Origin of the sequence: Pseudomonas sp. P179, from assembly GCF_000478485.2 — a bacterium.
Taxonomy (GTDB): domain Bacteria; phylum Pseudomonadota; class Gammaproteobacteria; order Pseudomonadales; family Pseudomonadaceae; genus Pseudomonas; species Pseudomonas aeruginosa.
The window spans coordinates 5,467,464-5,481,904 of record NZ_KI517354.1; the positions used below are offsets into that span (position 1 = coordinate 5,467,464).

Genomic DNA, 14,441 nt, shown 5'->3' on the forward strand with positions numbered 1-14,441 from the left:
GCCGAAGGCTCTCGCGAGGCGCGACTAGTGATTGATGATGTACTTGGCGCTGGCGAAGGTCGGCGGGATATAGAAGTTCCACTTCTTTTGCCGGGCGAGTGCCTTGAAGGCGCCGATGCAACTGCAACCGACCTTCTGGAAGATGTTGCTCTTGTGAAACTTGACGGTACTCAGGGAGCGGCTGATCTGTTCGGCTATTTCTTTTTCCGAGAGACCGGAAAGCAGCAGGTAGATCACGTCCCATTCGCGCGAGGTGAACAACTCCGAGGGGGGCGTGAAGGTGAAGGTACCGATGCCGTCGGTGGCGATGAAGCCGCGCGGGGCGACCGAGGTCAGGGTCTTGGCATGGGCGATCACCCCGGTGCGGTTGCCGCGCCGGTCATACAGCGGCATGCGCTCGAAGTACAGGCAGCAGGGCGCCGGATGGTCGTCCGGCCTGAGCAGCGCCAGGGCCTCGATGCGCTTGCCGGTCTGGATGACCAGCTTGTCGTGCTCTTCGATGCTGGCACTGAAGGGGGACAGCAGGGAGTTCTTCTGGCCGAACCGCGGGGTGATCAGTTCGGTATAGCGACGATTGACATAGACGAAGTTGAGACAGTTGTCTTTCACACTCCAGGCCTCTTCGCTCTGCTCCCAGGAAATGATCAGTTCGATGGGAATGTGCACCGACATGTGGTGAGTCATGTCCAGCAGCTTTTCGATATCCAATAGCGTCATTGGCTACTCCACTCATTTACATGTGGGCGGGTCTTTGAATGGAAGAAAGATGGCGAGGCGAGTGCGTGCCGGGATGTTCGTTGGGTCCTGCGGAAGTTTCTCTGGCAAGTGCTATCTTCTTTTCGGTGGCGTTCGACTCCTGCGTCTGCGAAGTGTTACCGGAGCAACTACGCCGGGGCGCAATTCGATTTCAGGTTATATCCGCGACCTCATGCCCAGGCTGTACTTTTGATCGAGTTTTTTTGCGCTGTTCTAATAGGGGGCGGGCGCGTTGTTCGAAAAGTCGATTGACAGCTGACGGAGGTGGCCAGGGTCCTATCGAACAATTCCAGGAGTTCCCTTTTTCCAATGCGCGATGCCACCGGTCCGTACTTCGCTCGCCGGGGCCGTTGCGCGGCTATGGTGGAAGTCCCGAGGCCTATCGAGGCTTTGTCATGTCGCGTGTGCTTTTCCTGCTCCTGGCCATGGTGCTCGCCGGCCTGGGCCAACCGACCCTCGCCGCGCCCCTGCCGGACGAGCTGCCGGCAGCGTTGCCCGCCGCGCCGCCGGTCGCGCCGTTGCCCATGGGCAGCGCGCCACAGCCGCAACCGGAAGCCGCCGAGCCGGACCTGCCGGGTAGCGACGCGGCCAGCGCCGACGGGGAGGCGACGACCAAGGACGGCTTGAAGATCGGCAACGGCAGTCTCCGCCTGCGCCAGGACGATCCCGGGCCGACCCGGGAAAGCCCGCTGCGCGATCCCCGCCTGAATCCCTACGCACCGCGCCAGCCCTGACCGACGGCCCGCGCCCGGTGGCCGGGCGGGTCTAGGCTTGTGCTGCGGTCGGCGGCGTTCCACGGCGAGCGCCGACCGTTCGTCCGCGCCGCGGGCTTTTTTCCCCGCCACTGTCGAAAGGCGCCCTCGCCGGGCGACTACCGAACGAACGGATCGTCGATCCGCACCAGGAGCCCACCGCCATGAAATACCTCTGCCTGATCTATTTCGACGAAGCGAAGCTGGCCGCCGTGCCGGCCGAGGAGCTTGCCGCCATCGTCGACGAGTGCATGACCTACTCCGACCAGTTGGGCAAGGCCGGCCACTACATCGCCTCGCACGCCCTGCAGTCGGTGCAAACCGCCACCACCCTGCGCCACCAGGGCGGGCGGCTGGCGATGACCGACGGGCCGTTCGCCGAGACCAAGGAGCAACTCGGCGGCTTCTACCTGATCGAGGCGCGCGACCTCAACCAGGCCCTGCAGATCGCCGCGAAGATTCCGCCGGGACGGCTCGGCTGCGTCGAGGTGCGACCGGTCAAGGAATGGGAGTGAGGGCGCCCGGCGCCGGAGGTGAAGCATGTGCCCCCTGTGCATCGCATCCCTGTCCCTGCTGTGCGCCGGCGGCGCTTCGCTGGCCGGCTTCGCCCTGGCGACCGGGCGCCGGCGCCGCTGGCGGAACGACCCCGGGCAGGCTGGAAAACCGAGAATTTCCGTGGAGAATCGGCAATGAATCCTTCTTTGCAGGACCACCCGGTGAGCAGCCGGGAACAATGGCTGGACGCCCGTCGCCGCCTGCTGGCGCGGGAAAAGCAACTCACCCGCCTGCGCGACCAGGTCGCCGCCGAACGACGCGAGCTGCCCTGGGTCAGGGTGGACAAGGACTACCGCTTCCAGGGCGAGCGCGGTGAGCGTTCGCTGGCCGAGTTGTTCGGCGGCAATAGCCAGCTAATCGTCTACCACTTCATGTTCGCGCCGGGCTGGAGCGAAGGCTGCGTCGGCTGTTCGTTCCTCGCCGACCACATCGACGGCGCCAACCGGCACCTGGCGCACCACGACGTCAGCCTGGTGGCGGTATCGCGCGCGCCCCTGGAAGAGTTCCAGGCGTTCCGCCGGCGCATGGGCTGGCGTTTCGACTGGTACTCCTCGTACGGCAGCGATTTCAACCGTGACTTCGGGGTGTCCTTCGACAAGGCGCAACTGGCCGCCGGCAGCGTCGACTCCAACTACCAGCCGACCCCCGACGCCGGCGAGGAAATGCCGGGTGCCAGCGTGTTCCTGCGCAATCCGGCGGGCGAGGTGTTCCACACCTATTCGGCCTATGCGCGCGGCCTCGACATCCTGCTCACCACCTACACCTTCCTCGACCTGACGCCCAAGGGGCGCAACGAGGACGCGATCATGGACTGGCTGCGTCACCACGACCGCTACGACGAGGCGCCGAAAAGCGCCTGCTGCCACGCGCAGGCCAGCCATTGAGGGAGCACGGCGAGCCGTTGCGCAGCCGCATCGAGGCGCTGTACCGCGAGGAGTCGCGGCGCGTGCTGGCGACCCTGATCCGCCTGCTCGGCGATTTCGAGCTGGCCGAGGAGGCCTTGCACGACGCCTTCATCGCCGCCGTCGAGCAGTGGCCGCGCGACGGTATCCCGCGCAACCCGCGCGCCTGGCTGGTTTCCGCTGGGCGCTTCAAGGCCATCGACAACCTGCGCCGGCGAGCGCGCTTCGACGCCTCGCAGCGACTGCTCGCCGAGCAACTGGAAGAGCAGGCCGAGGCGCCGGCGGAGGAGGGCGATGCGGTGGAAGACGACCGGCTACGCCTGATCTTCACCTGCTGCCACCCGGCGCTGACCCCCGAGGCACAGGTGGCGCTGACCCTGCGCGAGGTCTGCGACCTGCGCACCGAGGAGATCGCCCGCGCCTTCCTCGCCGCGCCCAGCGCCATCGCCCAACGCATCGTGCGGGCCAAGAACAAGATCCGCGAGGCCCGGATTCCCTACCAGGTACCGACCCTGGAGGAACTCCCCGAGCGGCTGGGCAACGTCCTGCAAGTGATCTACCTGGTGTTCAACGAGGGCTACTCGGCCTCCACCGGCGCCAGCCTGACCCGCGCCGATCTCAGCGGCGAGGCGATCCGCGTCGGCCGCCTGCTGGTCGAGCTGCTGCCCGACCCCGAGGCCCTCGGCCTGCTCGCCCTGATGTTGCTGCACGACTCGCGGCGCCAGGCGCGGATCTCGGCCAGCGGCGAACTGGTGCGGCTCGACGAGCAGGACCGCGCTCTGTGGGATCGTGGACTGATCGTCGAGGGGCTCGGCCTGGTCGAGCGGGCCCTGGCCAGCCGCCGCGTCGGGCCCTACACCCTGCAGGCGGCGATCGTTGCGGTGCATGCCCAGGCGCCGCGCGCCGAGGACACCGACTGGGCACGGATCGTCGCCCTCTACGACGCGCTGCTGTACCTGGCGCCGTCGCCGGTGGTCGAACTCAACCGCGCCGTGGCCTTGGCCATGCGCGATGGCGTCGAGGTCGGGCTGGCCGTGGTCGATGCGTTGCTGGCGCGAGGTGAACTGGCCGATTACCACCTGGCGCACTCGGCGCGTGCCGACTTCTGCCGCCGTCTCGGTCGCCGCCGCGAGGCCCGCGAGGCCTACCGCGCGGCGCTGGCCCTGGCGCGCCAGGAGCCGGAGCGGCGCTTCATCGAGCAGCGCCTGCGCGAACTCGATTGAAGCCGGCTCAGGCGCCGTTGGCGCAGGCCGTACGCGCTTCGCCGCCAACGCCACGGGTGAACCACCAGAACGCCAGGGCCGCCAGGCTGATCGCCGCGCCGAGCAGGCTCACCGCGTCCCAGCCGGCCCAGGCGTACATGGCGGTGCCGGCGCTGGCGCCGAGGCCGCTGCCGGCGGCGTAGAACAGCATGTAGCAACCCACCAGGCGGCTGTGGGCGCGCGGGTCGATGGCGAAGACCAGGCTCTGGTTGAGCACATGGATCGCCTGGCCGGCGAGATCGAGCAGCAGCACGCCGAGAATCAGCGCCGCCAGCGAATGCGCGCCGAGGGCGAGCGGCAGCCAGGACAGCAGCAACAGCAGCAGGGCGCCGCCGCTGAGCGCCTGGGCGTGGCCGCGATCGGCCAGGCTGCCGGCCCGCGCCGCGCCCAGCGCGCCGAGCGCGCCGACCAGGCCGAAGGCGCCGATGGCGCTGTGCGACAGCGAATGCGGCGGCGCGCCGAGCAGCAATACCAGGCTGCTCCAGAACACCCCGAAGGCGGCGAACATCAACAGCCCGAGCAGGCCGCGCACCTGCAGCACGCGCTGGCTCGCCAGCAGGTCGAACATCGAGCCGAGCAGTTGCCGGTAGGTCAGCCCCAGTTCGTTGCTCGGCGCCGCCGGCAGTACCCGCCAGAGCAGCAGGCCGAGCCCGCCCATGCTCGCTGCCGAGACCAGGTAGACGCTGCGCCAGCCGCCGAGGTCGGCGAGCAGCCCGGCCAGGCTGCGCGCCAGCAGCAGGCCGATCACCACGCCGCCCTGCGCCGCGCCGACCACCCGCCCGCGCTCGCCAGGCGCCGCCAGCGCCGCGGCGTAGGCCAGCAGTCCCTGGGTCATGGCGGTGCCGAGCAGGCCCAGTCCGAGCAGCCCCAGCGCCAGGCCGAGGGTATCGCCGGCGAAGCCCACCAGCAGCAGCGACAGCACCAGCAGCAGGAGCTGGACGAACATCAGCCGGCGCCGCTCCAGCAGGTCGCCCAGCGGCACCACCAGCAGCAGCGCCAGGGCGCAACCGGCCTGGGTCGCGCCGAACAGCAGGCCGACCCCGGCCTGGCCGATGGCGAACTCGGCACCGAGGACGTCCAGCAGCGGCTGGGCGTAATAGACGTTGGCCACGCTGAGACCGCAGGCGACGGCGAACAGCAGCACCAGCGCGGAGGGGAGGGAGGATGGCGAGGATGGCATGCGAAGCGCTCCGTAAGGTTTCAATATGAAACTAAAGCGGAGGCTAGGAATTTTGGTTTTAAAATGCAACCTAAATTATCGCAGCAGTGCGTCTATCGATCGCGACTCGCGCACAGTGGAACGCGGGCCCGCCGCTGATTCACCTGGCGGCGGGCCCGCGTAGCGGACGCTACCGGTCCTGCTCGCAGTTGACCATCCAGGCCACGCCGAAGCGGTCGGTGAACATGCCGAAGCTCGCCGCCCAGAAGGTCGGGCCCAGCGGCATCTGGACCGAGCCGCCCTCGGCGAGGGCGTTGAACAGGCGCTCGGCCTCGGCCTTGCTGTCGACGTTGAGGCTGATGGAACAGCCCTTGATGCCTTCGTAGGGATAGGCCGGATGATTGTCCGAGGCCATCAGGGCGAAGCTGCCGACCACCAGCCGTGCGTGCATGATCTTGTCCTTCCAGTCGGCCGGGATGTCGCCGCACTCGGGGCTGTCGCCGAACGGCAGCATGGCCTCCAGGGTGCCGCCCAGGTGCTGGTGGTAGCAGCTGAAGGCCTCCCGGCAATTACCGTTGAAGATCAGGTAGGGGACGATTTGCATGGCGCTTTCCTCGTTCTTGGCGGAGTGCGGGGCGGTTCAGTTGCGTTTTTCCAGCTCGGCGCGCAGGCGCTCCTCGCGCTCGCGCAGTTCCGGGGTGAACTCCTCGCCGAAGTCCTCGGCCTCGAAGACCTGGCGGATCTCGATCTCGGATTCGCCGTCGAATGGGTTCGGGCATCGCTTGACCCACTCGATGGCCTCTTCCAGGGAGGCCACCTGGAACATCCAGAAACCGGCGATCAGCTCGCGGGTCTCGGCGAAGGGGCCGTCGATCACCGTCCGCGCGTTGCCGGAGAAACGCACCCGGGCGCCCTTGGCGCTGGGCTGTAGCCCTTCGCCGGCGAGCATCACCCCGGCCTTGACCAGTTCCTCGTTATAGCGGCCCATCGCCGCGAGCAGTTCCTCGCTGGGCATCTCGCCGGCTTCGGAAGCCTGGGTGGCCTTGACGATCACCATGAATCTCATCTGCGTTCTCCTTGTTGTTCTGCGCAATGACGGCCCGTTCTGGCCCGCCTCCCGAACTGGTCGAACGGCAGGCCGGCGGATCGACAGGCGACGGCGGTTTTTTCGCTGGCCGGGGCAGTATAGGAGGCCCGCGCCGAGCGGCCGGGGTGGCCGACGAGCGTCGCTGCGGAGTGTGCCGACCGCTGGGCGGGCCGCGCCAGCCGTGGCCTGCAGGGCTTCTACACTGTTCCGGCAGAGCCATTTCCGCGAGCCTCGGCATGCCCCGTATCGTCTTCGCCCCGGCCATCCAGCGGCACGTCGCCATGCCCGCGCTGGACGTCGGCGCCGCCACCGTCGCCGCCGCCTTGCAGGCGGCCTTCGCCCGCGAGCCGCGCTTGCGCGGCTACCTGCTCGACGACCAGGGCAGTCTGCGCCGGCATGTGGCGCTGTTCGTCGATGGCGTGCAGGTCCGCGATCGCCGGGGATTGGGCGATCCGCTCCAAGACGATAGCGAGATCTACGTGGTGCAGGCGCTGAGCGGCGGTTGACCAACAGAGGAGGACATCCGGTGAGCGAGCGACTCTATGTCGGCACCCGCAAGGGCCTGTTCGAGCTGCGGCGCAACGCGGCGGGCCAGTGGCTGCCGATGGCCAGCCACTTCCTCGGCGAGCCGCTGAGCATGCTCCTCGCCGACCCGCGCGACGGCGCGCTCTACGCGGCGCTGAATCTCGGCCATTTCGGCGTCAAGCTGTGGCGTCGCGACGCCGGCGCGACGGACTGGATGGAATGCGCGGTGCCGGTCTATCCGCCGCAGCCGCCAGCGGCCGAACCGCTGGAAGGCCAGGCGGCGGAGCCACCCTGGTCGCTACAGCAGTTGTGGATCCTCGAGCCAGGCGGCGCCGACCGGCCCGGCACGCTGTGGGCCGGAACCATCCCCGGCGGCCTGTTCCGTTCCGACGACCGTGGCGCCAGCTGGCGCCTCAACCGCGAACTCTGGGAACGACCCGAACGCGCCCAGTGGTTCGGCGGCGGCTACGACCATCCCGGCATCCATTCCATCTGCGTCGACCCACGCGATAGTCGCCACCTCACCGTCGCGGTGTCTTGCGGCGGCGTCTGGCAGAGCCACGACGACGGCCGCAGCTGGACCTGCACCACCAGAGGCATGCGCGCCGACTACATGCCGCCGGAGCAGAGCGAGGAGGCGGCGATCCAGGACCCGCACCGCCTGGTGCAGTGCCAGGCGCGCCCGGAGTTCCTCTGGGTGCAGCACCACAACGGCATCTTCCGTTCCCGCGACGGCGGCTTGCATTGGCAGGGCGTGGTCGCCGAGCCGTCCAGCTTCGGCTTCGCCGTCGCCGTGCATCCGCGGCAGCCGGACACGGCCTGGTTCGTCCCGGCGACCAAGGACGAATGCCGCATTCCCAGGGACGCCCGTTTCGTGGTCACCCGCACCCGCGACGGTGGCCACAGCTTCGAGACCCTCGAGCGCGGCCTGCCCGATGGCCCGGCCTACGACCTGGTCTACCGCCACGGCCTGGACATCGACCCCAGCGGCGAGCGCCTGGCCATGGGCTCGACCACCGGCGGCCTGTGGCTCAGCGAGAACGGCGGGGAGGACTGGCAGCAGCTCTCCGCCAACCTGCCGCCGATCTACTGCGTGCGCTTCGCCTGAGCGCGCGGCGCTGGACAGCCTCGGCGTGCTTGCATAAGTTCGTGGGTTTTCGCCAAGGAGCCCACCCCATGAGCCTCGAATCCGTCCGGCGGTTCTTCGCCGAGAAAGCCCCGGACCTGCGCATCATCGAGCTGGAAACCAGCACCGCCACCGTCGCCCTGGCCGCCGAGGCCCATGGCGTGGAGCCGGGGCGGATCGCCAAGACCCTGTCGCTGCGGGTCGGCGAGCGCACCGTACTGGTAGTGGCGCGCGGCGACGCGCGGCTGGATAACCGCAAGATCAAGGCCGCCTTCGGCGGCAAGGCGAAGATGCTCGGCGCCGAGGACGTGGTCGAGCTGACCGGGCACCCGGTCGGCGGAGTCTGCCCGTTCGGCCTGGCGACGCCGCTGGCGGTGTACTGCGACGTCTCGCTGCAAGCCTTCGACGAAGTGCTTCCGGCCGCCGGGGCGGTGCACAGCGCGGTCCGCATCGCCCCGCAACGGATGGCCGAGCTGGTGGATGCGCAGTGGGTCGATGTGTGCCAGGAAGTCCTCCAGGAAGCCTGACGGCAACTGCCGGGCTCAGGCCAGATTGAGCTGCCAGGACACCCCGAAGCGGTCGGCCAGCCAGGCGAAACGCTGGCTGAAGCCGTAGTCGCCGAGCGGCATCAGGGCCTTGCCGCCGTCGCTCAGGGCCTCGGCCAGGCGCTCGATCTGCGCGTTGCTCTCGCAGTCGACGAAGAAGGAGAACGCCGGGGTGAAATCGAAGGCGTGCCGCACATGGCTGTCGATGCAATGCACGCTCTGGTCGCCGAGGCGGAACAGCGCCTTCAGCACCGAGCCCTCCGGGCCCGGCCCCTCGGCGCCGTAGCGCTGGATCTGGAGGATCTCGGCGTCGTCGAACAGTGACAGGTAGAAGTTCATGGCCGCCTCGGCCTGGACCCCCTGGAACATCAGGAAGGGTCGTACGCGTGCGCTCATCGCGGTCTCCTCTGGAAGGCTGGCTCGAGGCTAGAGCCTAGCTCACCACGTTGCGGATGAAACGCACCACCTCGTCGCCGTCGCCGTCGTTGACGTAGGCGTACGGCTGGTCGCTGGCGAAGGCATGGAAGTCGCCGGCCTCGATGCGCCGTTCGCCGTCGGCCAGTTCCAGGCGCAGGCGACCTTCGATGACCAGAACCATCTCCCGCCAGCCGGCGGCGTCGGGTTCCGATACGTAGCGCTCGCCCGGTCCCAGCGACCAGGCCCAGAGTTCCACCTCGCGCCGCGCCGGTGCGCTGGCGAGGAGGGTGGCGCGGCTCTCGGGGTGGTGGCCGACCCAGGCCACCGCATTGATCCGCGAGCGGTCGGTGGCCGGTGCCTGGACCAGGTCGGGGAACAGCACGCCGAGGGCGGCGGCGATACGGTCGAGGGTCGACAGACTGACATTGACGTCGCCGCTCTCGATGCCCACCAGCATCCGCCGGCTGACACTGGCCGCGCGGGCCAGCGCTTCCTGGCTGAGGCCGGCTTGCAGGCGCAGGCGGCGGACGTTGCCGGAGACATGTTCGAGGACGCTGGGGCGTTCGGTAGGGTTGGGCAATATATTGCTCACTGTCGCGGTTTTGCGCATTATAGTGCACATCCCGTTTCCCGCAGTCCATCGGGCTGCTTCCCACTGCCGGACCTCTTCCATGACCTCCACCTCCCGCGGCCTCGCCGGAACGCTGTTGCCGGTCGGCCTGCTATTGATCGCCATGGCCTCGATCCAGAGCGGCGCCTCCCTGGCGAAAAGCATGTTCCCCCTGGTCGGCGCCCAGGGCACCACGGCCCTAAGGCTGTTCTTCGCCGCGCTGATCCTGCTGCTGCTCCTGCGTCCCTGGCGCAAGCGCCTGAGCCTGCAATCGCTGCGCTCGGTGGTGGTCTACGGCATCGCCCTGGGCGGCATGAACCTGCTGTTCTATCTCTCGGTGCGCACCGTGCCGCTGGGCATCGCGGTGGCCCTGGAGTTCACCGGGCCGCTGCTGGTGGCGATCCTCTCCTCGCGGCGCCTGCTGGACTTCCTCTGGATCGGCCTGGCGGTGTTCGGCATCTGGCTGTTGCTGCCGCTGGGCAACAGCGCCGAGCCGCTCGACCTGGTCGGCGCCGCCTATGCCCTCGGCGCCGGCGTGTGCTGGGCGCTGTACATCCTCTTCGGCCAGCGCGCCGGCGCCGACCATGGCGCCCAGGGCGCCGCGCTGGGGGTACTGGTGGCGGCGATCCTGGTGGTGCCGATCGGCGTCGCCCACGCCGGCGCCGACCTCCTCGACCCGGCGCTGATCCCGTTGGCGCTGGGCGTCGCGGTGCTCTCCACGGCCTTGCCCTACACCCTGGAAATGGTCGCGCTGACCCGCCTGCCGGCGCGCACCTTCGGCACCCTGATGAGCATCGAGCCGGCCTTCGGCGCGCTCTCCGGGCTGCTGTTCCTCGGCGAGCGGCTGAGCCCGACCCAATGGCTGGCCATCGGCGCGATCATCCTCGCCTCGGTCGGCACTACCCTCAGCGTCAAGTCGCGTGGCGCCGCCCCGGCGCTACCGGCCAAGGACTGAGGCGGCCTCCGCGTCCTCCCGCTGCAGGCGCTCGTGCTGGCGGATGAAGCGCCGCGCGCTGCGCGCCAGGCGGATGCAGAGCATGATCGCCGCGCCGGTCAGGCCCACCACCAGGCCTTGCCACAGGCCGCGCGGTCCGGTGGGTTCCTGGAACCAGTCGGTGAGGCCGAGGCTGTAGCCCACCGGCAGGCCGATGCCCCAGTAGGCGAACAGGGTCATGATCATCGTCACCCGGGTGTCCTGGTAGCCGCGCAGGGCCCCGGCGGCGGTGACCTGCAGGGCGTCGGAGAACTGGAACAGCGCGGAGAACACGATCAGCGAGGCGGCGATGGCGATCACCGCCGGGTCCGGCGAATACATCGCGGCGATCTGCTCGCGCAGCAACAACATCAGGCTCGCCGAGACGCAGGCGTAGCCCAGCGCCGCGGCCATCCCCACGCCGGCGGCGAAGCGCGCGTCGCGCGGCAGGCCGGCGCCGAGGTTGTGGCCGACCCGCACGGTCACCGCCATCCCCAGCGAATAGGGAATCATGAACACCAGCGCGCTGAAGTTCAGGGCGATCTGGTGGCCGGCCACCACGTTCTCGTCGAGCCCGCCGATCAGCAGGGCGATCACCGAGAAGATGCTCGACTCGGCGAACACCGCGATGCCGATCGGCAGGCCGACCGCCACCAGCGGGCCGATGGTCGCGCGATCCGGCCACTCCCAGCGCGAGAACAACTGGCTGGCGCGGTAGATCGAGGCCTTGTTCACCCAGAACAGCATGCCGAGGAACATGAACCACATCACCGAGCCGGTGGCCCAGCCGCAGCCGGGGCCACCCATCTTCGGCATGCCGAAGTGGCCGTAGATCAGCGCGTAGTTGATCGGGATGTTCAGCAGCAGCCCGCCGATCCCCAGCACCATGCTCGGCCGGGTCCGTCCCAGGCCGTTGGTGTAGCAGCGCAGTACGTGGTACAGCGCCGCCGCCGGGAAGCCCAGGGCGATGCCCTTGAGGTACAGCAGGCTCGGCCCGATCAGTTCCGGGCGCACTTTCATCAAGCCGAGGATCGGCTCCGACAACCACCACAGCACCGCCCCCGACAGCGGTCCGATCAGCAGCGCCAGCCACAGCGCCTGGCGCACCAGCGGCCCGGTGCCGGGCTGGTCGCCGGCGCCATGGCGCTGGGCGACCTTGGCCGTGGTGGCGAGCAGGGTGCCGGTCATCAGCAGGAACATCGGGATCCAGATGGAGTTGCCCAGCGCCACCGCTGCCAGGTCGTGCGGACTGGCGCGCCCGGCCATCACCGCATCGACGAAGCCCATGGCGGTGGTCGCCAGTTGCGCGATCATGATCGGCGCGGCGAGGGTCAGCAGTTCCTTGAGTTCGGCGCGGATGCGCAAGCCACGGGAAAGGGGCAGGGCGGGGCTGTTCACGGCAGTCCTTGTCTGGGCAGGGGAACCGCGTAGTTTACGGGTTGACGGGGTGGTCAGGAAGGGTCAGCAGGGTCGTGCCGGTTGCCCAGCCCCCCACCGCGCTACGCGCAGACAAACGACCCCGCGCTGCCCGCTTGAGGCCCGACCCCGTAGGGCGAATAACCGCCTGGCGGTTATCCGCCGGATACCCGTGACAGCGGCGGATGACATGCCCTGGAAACGCCGGACATCTCCCCCAGACTTTTCCGCAGCCTCTCTCAGACGCCCAGGAATTGGATAAAAAACCAGTAGGAGGAAGATGGAGGGGTCGCCAAGTCTGTTTTCTTGGGGGCAGAAAAGACGCGAGCCGCAGGTGCAGGAACACCTACGACCCGCTAACCAGAGACCAGCTTAACGATAGGAGCTGACCCATGGCTAAGGCCGATGATACGTCGAATCCCGCAATAACCGCACAGTCCCCTTCCACCTTCATCCCCCTGCGACGCACCTCGCAATGCAACCAGCACCCCGGTTGCGCCACCCTCTACCTGGACAGCAGCGCAGCCAGCGAAGACCTGTTCGACACCGCCCGCCGCCGGCTGGAGTCGGCGATCGGAACGCTGAGCGTCCTCGACCTGCTCGACGAAACCGAAGAGCCCGGTGAAAGCATCTGCCGCATCACCGGTTCCCTGCTGTCGTTGCTCAGCGACGCCCTGTCACTGTTCGAGGCGGAATACGCACGCAGACACCGATAACCGACGGAGGCGGTGCCCCCCGGCAAGGCCGGGGGGTTGAGTAGCGGGGCGAAAAGGGGATCCCTCTCCGCCCTGGCTCGGCAGTTGCGCGGGCGGGCGAAAGCCACCTGCCCGCTACGCACGCCAACCCAGGCAATCCCTGACGATGACCGGTCTTTCATCTGCGACTGTTTCTCATTTACACTCGACCCCCATTCTTCGGAGCCAGGCTCCTTTCCTGGGTGCATCGTGCCGTTCGATCCCGCCAAGCCGACGCTGTTGTCCACACTGGTTCGTCACTACGAGGAACTGGTCGACCATGTTCGCCGGCGCTTCGGCGACCGGGGCATGGCGCGCGAAGTGGTGCACGACGTGTGCGTGCAGTTGCTCGAACGCGACGAGAAGGAGGACGTGCACACGCCCCTGGCCCTGCTGCGGAAAATCTCCCACGACACCGCCGTGAGCCGCTATCGTAGCGACCGTCGTCGAACCGCCTGGGTAGAAGCCGTCGCCGAGCTTCCGGAAGTCGCCTGCATGGCGGCGACGCCCATGGGTCGCCATGAGGCCGAGCGCGAGTTCCAGGCACTGGTCGACGCCATCGCCACGCTTCCTCCTCGCTGCCAGGCCGTTTTCGTCATGCACAAGATCCACGAAATTCCCCAGGCGCAAGTCGCCGACCGGCTCGGCATCTCCGTCAAGACCGTGGAAAAGCACCTGCGCCTCGGACTGGCGGCCTGCCGGGAACGGCTCGGCCGCGGCGAGGCACGGCCATGACCCAGCCCTCGAAACGGAATGGGCAGGTTCCGCTGGACGACGCCCTGGAGCGCCATCGCGACGCGCTGAAGGACCTGTTCCCGCTGCCGCCCTCCCGGCCGAAATCGCGCAAGGCAAGCAAGGCGGCCGGCGTCGCGCTATTGCTGGCGCTGGCCATCGGCGCCCTGGCCTGGCTGGACCCGGCCTACAAGCGCGAGCGCTTCGCCACCGCCATCGGTGAGCGGCGCGACGTGACCCTGGCCGACGGCAGCCAGCTCCTGCTCGACAGTGGCAGCCAGATCGAGGTCAGTTGGCACCCGCTCAGCCGCCGGGTCGCGTTGCGCGCGGGGCAGGTGCTTTTCGAGGTATCCCCGGCGCGCTATCGGCCCTTCGTGGTGTCCGCGGGTTCGACCGACATCCGCGTGCTCGGCACCCGGTTCAATGTGCGCCGCCTGGACGACGACGTCCGCGTGACCCTGGAGCGTGGCCGGGTGGAGGTCGGCACCTCGGCTACGGCGCAAGCGCCAGTCGTGCTCCTGCCGGGCCAGCAGGTCGATGCCATTGGCGGGCAACTGATGCCGCTGGCCAAGGTCGATGCCGCCACGGCGATGGCCTGGAAAGACGACCGCCTGGTCTTCGAGCGCACGCCCCTGGGCGAAGCCGTCGCGCTGCTGCGCCATTACCGCAAGGCGCCCATTCTCCTGGACGACCCCAGCCTGGCCTCCCTCCGGCTGACCGGCGTCTTCGCCGCGCACAACGTCGACCGGCTGCTCGACCTGCTGCCGAGTATCCTTCCCGTGGCCGTGTCGCGGCAGGAGGACGGCAGCGTCGAGATCCAACGCAAATCGACGCGAAAATAATTCTCGGACGCAGGTAGGGTTTCCCGCGCGCCATGGCGGCTATCCAGG

18 protein-coding genes are annotated in these 14,441 nt (G+C 68.5%); 11 read left to right on the forward strand and 7 right to left on the reverse strand.

Going from position 1 to position 14,441, the window contains the following annotated elements:
* Positions 1–24: 24 nt before the first annotated feature.
* Complete coding sequence (locus tag HMPREF1224_RS37500; RefSeq protein WP_003082787.1) at positions 25–717, reverse strand: helix-turn-helix transcriptional regulator; 693 nt, start codon at positions 715–717, stop codon at positions 25–27.
* Positions 718–1,151: 434 nt separating this feature from the next.
* Here HMPREF1224_RS37500 and HMPREF1224_RS45700 point away from each other — a divergent pair, with 434 nt between their 5' ends.
* The 4 genes from HMPREF1224_RS45700 to HMPREF1224_RS37520 all read left to right on the forward strand — a co-directional run bounded on the left by HMPREF1224_RS45700 (position 1,152) and on the right by HMPREF1224_RS37520 (position 4,188).
* A complete protein-coding gene (locus tag HMPREF1224_RS45700; protein WP_003112384.1) occupies positions 1,152–1,490 on the forward strand; it encodes a hypothetical protein in 339 nt (112 codons plus the stop codon).
* A 182-nt stretch (positions 1,491–1,672) separates the two neighbouring features.
* A complete protein-coding gene (locus tag HMPREF1224_RS37510) occupies positions 1,673–2,023 on the forward strand; it encodes a YciI family protein (protein WP_003082795.1) in 351 nt (116 codons plus the stop codon).
* A 174-nt stretch (positions 2,024–2,197) separates the two neighbouring features.
* Positions 2,198–2,947 carry a DUF899 domain-containing protein gene (locus HMPREF1224_RS37515; protein ID WP_010793967.1) on the forward strand — a complete coding sequence of 250 codons (750 nt, stop codon included), beginning with the start codon at positions 2,198–2,200 and terminating at the stop codon, positions 2,945–2,947.
* 17 nt (positions 2,948–2,964) lie between these two features.
* Positions 2,965–4,188: an RNA polymerase sigma factor gene (locus tag HMPREF1224_RS37520; protein ID WP_003082803.1), complete on the forward strand. Its 1,224-nt coding sequence runs from the start codon at positions 2,965–2,967 to the stop codon at positions 4,186–4,188.
* A 7-nt stretch (positions 4,189–4,195) separates the two neighbouring features.
* Here HMPREF1224_RS37520 and HMPREF1224_RS37525 read toward each other — a convergent pair whose 3' ends face one another.
* The 3 genes from HMPREF1224_RS37525 to HMPREF1224_RS37535 form a co-directional block, all read right to left on the reverse strand.
* Positions 4,196–5,407: an MFS transporter gene (locus HMPREF1224_RS37525; protein WP_003082806.1), complete on the reverse strand. Its 1,212-nt coding sequence runs from the start codon at positions 5,405–5,407 to the stop codon at positions 4,196–4,198.
* Positions 5,408–5,576: 169 nt separating this feature from the next.
* Positions 5,577–5,990 carry a VOC family protein gene (locus tag HMPREF1224_RS37530; RefSeq protein ID WP_003082839.1) on the reverse strand — a complete coding sequence of 138 codons (414 nt, stop codon included), beginning with the start codon at positions 5,988–5,990 and terminating at the stop codon, positions 5,577–5,579.
* 36 nt (positions 5,991–6,026) lie between these two features.
* On the reverse strand, positions 6,027–6,452 hold the full coding sequence (locus HMPREF1224_RS37535) for a YciI family protein (RefSeq protein ID WP_003086910.1): 426 nt from the start codon (positions 6,450–6,452) through the stop codon (positions 6,027–6,029).
* Between the two features lie 257 nt (positions 6,453–6,709).
* Here HMPREF1224_RS37535 and HMPREF1224_RS37540 point away from each other — a divergent pair, with 257 nt between their 5' ends.
* From HMPREF1224_RS37540 to HMPREF1224_RS37550, 3 genes are all read left to right on the forward strand, one after another.
* Positions 6,710–6,979, forward strand: coding sequence for a MoaD/ThiS family protein (locus HMPREF1224_RS37540; RefSeq protein ID WP_003086912.1), 270 nt, complete (start codon positions 6,710–6,712; stop codon positions 6,977–6,979).
* Positions 6,980–6,999: 20 nt separating this feature from the next.
* Positions 7,000–8,106, forward strand: coding sequence for a WD40/YVTN/BNR-like repeat-containing protein (locus tag HMPREF1224_RS37545; RefSeq protein WP_003120473.1), 1,107 nt, complete (start codon positions 7,000–7,002; stop codon positions 8,104–8,106).
* A gap of 68 nt (positions 8,107–8,174) precedes the next feature.
* Positions 8,175–8,651 carry a YbaK/EbsC family protein gene (locus HMPREF1224_RS37550; protein ID WP_003086914.1) on the forward strand — a complete coding sequence of 159 codons (477 nt, stop codon included), beginning with the start codon at positions 8,175–8,177 and terminating at the stop codon, positions 8,649–8,651.
* A gap of 15 nt (positions 8,652–8,666) precedes the next feature.
* On the opposite strand, the gene HMPREF1224_RS37555 is transcribed toward HMPREF1224_RS37550, so the two are convergent.
* Positions 8,667–9,065: a VOC family protein gene (locus HMPREF1224_RS37555; protein WP_003106807.1), complete on the reverse strand. Its 399-nt coding sequence runs from the start codon at positions 9,063–9,065 to the stop codon at positions 8,667–8,669.
* A 37-nt stretch (positions 9,066–9,102) separates the two neighbouring features.
* The gene (locus HMPREF1224_RS37560; protein WP_031628533.1) at positions 9,103–9,759 is read right to left on the reverse strand and encodes a helix-turn-helix domain-containing protein; all 657 of its coding nucleotides are present in this window, start codon (positions 9,757–9,759) and stop codon (positions 9,103–9,105) included.
* Here HMPREF1224_RS37560 and rhtA point away from each other — a divergent pair.
* The gene (gene rhtA / locus HMPREF1224_RS37565; protein ID WP_003086919.1) at positions 9,758–10,651 is read left to right on the forward strand and encodes a threonine/homoserine exporter RhtA; all 894 of its coding nucleotides are present in this window, start codon (positions 9,758–9,760) and stop codon (positions 10,649–10,651) included. The two genes, HMPREF1224_RS37560 and rhtA, sit on opposite strands and share 2 nt — an antisense overlap.
* Here rhtA and pmpM read toward each other — a convergent pair.
* Positions 10,634–12,067, reverse strand: coding sequence for a proton-coupled multidrug efflux MATE transporter PmpM (gene pmpM / locus HMPREF1224_RS37570; protein ID WP_003112388.1), 1,434 nt, complete (start codon positions 12,065–12,067; stop codon positions 10,634–10,636). The genes rhtA and pmpM overlap by 18 nt on opposite strands.
* Before the next feature lie 410 nt (positions 12,068–12,477).
* Here pmpM and HMPREF1224_RS37575 point away from each other — a divergent pair, with 410 nt between their 5' ends.
* The 3 genes from HMPREF1224_RS37575 (at position 12,478) to HMPREF1224_RS37585 (ending at position 14,393) form a co-directional block, all read left to right on the forward strand.
* A complete protein-coding gene (locus HMPREF1224_RS37575; protein WP_003082848.1) occupies positions 12,478–12,801 on the forward strand; it encodes a hypothetical protein in 324 nt (107 codons plus the stop codon).
* Positions 12,802–13,029: 228 nt separating this feature from the next.
* The gene (locus tag HMPREF1224_RS37580) at positions 13,030–13,554 is read left to right on the forward strand and encodes an RNA polymerase sigma factor (RefSeq protein WP_003109590.1); all 525 of its coding nucleotides are present in this window, start codon (positions 13,030–13,032) and stop codon (positions 13,552–13,554) included.
* Positions 13,551–14,393 (forward strand): FecR family protein, encoded by an 843-nt coding sequence (locus HMPREF1224_RS37585; protein WP_003086924.1) that lies wholly within the window; start codon positions 13,551–13,553, stop codon positions 14,391–14,393. Before HMPREF1224_RS37580 ends, HMPREF1224_RS37585 begins: the two co-directional genes overlap by 4 nt.
* Positions 14,394–14,441: the final 48 nt, after the last annotated feature.

Excerpts from the sequence above, each read along its gene's own strand:
- HMPREF1224_RS37515 (WP_010793967.1), top strand. The coding sequence starts at position 2,198 with ATGAATCCTTCTTTGCAGGACCACCCGGTGAGCAGCCGGGAACAATGG.
- HMPREF1224_RS37550 (WP_003086914.1), top strand. The coding sequence starts at position 8,175 with ATGAGCCTCGAATCCGTCCGGCGGTTCTTCGCCGAGAAAGCCCCGGAC.
- HMPREF1224_RS37585 (WP_003086924.1), top strand. The coding sequence starts at position 13,551 with ATGACCCAGCCCTCGAAACGGAATGGGCAGGTTCCGCTGGACGACGCC.
- HMPREF1224_RS37540 (WP_003086912.1), top strand. The coding sequence starts at position 6,710 with ATGCCCCGTATCGTCTTCGCCCCGGCCATCCAGCGGCACGTCGCCATG.
- HMPREF1224_RS37560 (WP_031628533.1), bottom strand. The coding sequence starts at position 9,759 with ATGGAAGAGGTCCGGCAGTGGGAAGCAGCCCGATGGACTGCGGGAAAC.
- HMPREF1224_RS37555 (WP_003106807.1), bottom strand. The coding sequence starts at position 9,065 with ATGAGCGCACGCGTACGACCCTTCCTGATGTTCCAGGGGGTCCAGGCC.
- HMPREF1224_RS45700 (WP_003112384.1), top strand. The coding sequence starts at position 1,152 with ATGTCGCGTGTGCTTTTCCTGCTCCTGGCCATGGTGCTCGCCGGCCTG.
- rhtA (WP_003086919.1), top strand. The coding sequence starts at position 9,758 with ATGACCTCCACCTCCCGCGGCCTCGCCGGAACGCTGTTGCCGGTCGGC.
- HMPREF1224_RS37575 (WP_003082848.1), top strand. The coding sequence starts at position 12,478 with ATGGCTAAGGCCGATGATACGTCGAATCCCGCAATAACCGCACAGTCC.
- HMPREF1224_RS37530 (WP_003082839.1), bottom strand. The coding sequence starts at position 5,990 with ATGCAAATCGTCCCCTACCTGATCTTCAACGGTAATTGCCGGGAGGCC.
- HMPREF1224_RS37500 (WP_003082787.1), bottom strand. The coding sequence starts at position 717 with ATGACGCTATTGGATATCGAAAAGCTGCTGGACATGACTCACCACATG.
- HMPREF1224_RS37510 (WP_003082795.1), top strand. The coding sequence starts at position 1,673 with ATGAAATACCTCTGCCTGATCTATTTCGACGAAGCGAAGCTGGCCGCC.
- HMPREF1224_RS37525 (WP_003082806.1), bottom strand. The coding sequence starts at position 5,407 with ATGCCATCCTCGCCATCCTCCCTCCCCTCCGCGCTGGTGCTGCTGTTC.
- HMPREF1224_RS37535 (WP_003086910.1), bottom strand. The coding sequence starts at position 6,452 with ATGAGATTCATGGTGATCGTCAAGGCCACCCAGGCTTCCGAAGCCGGC.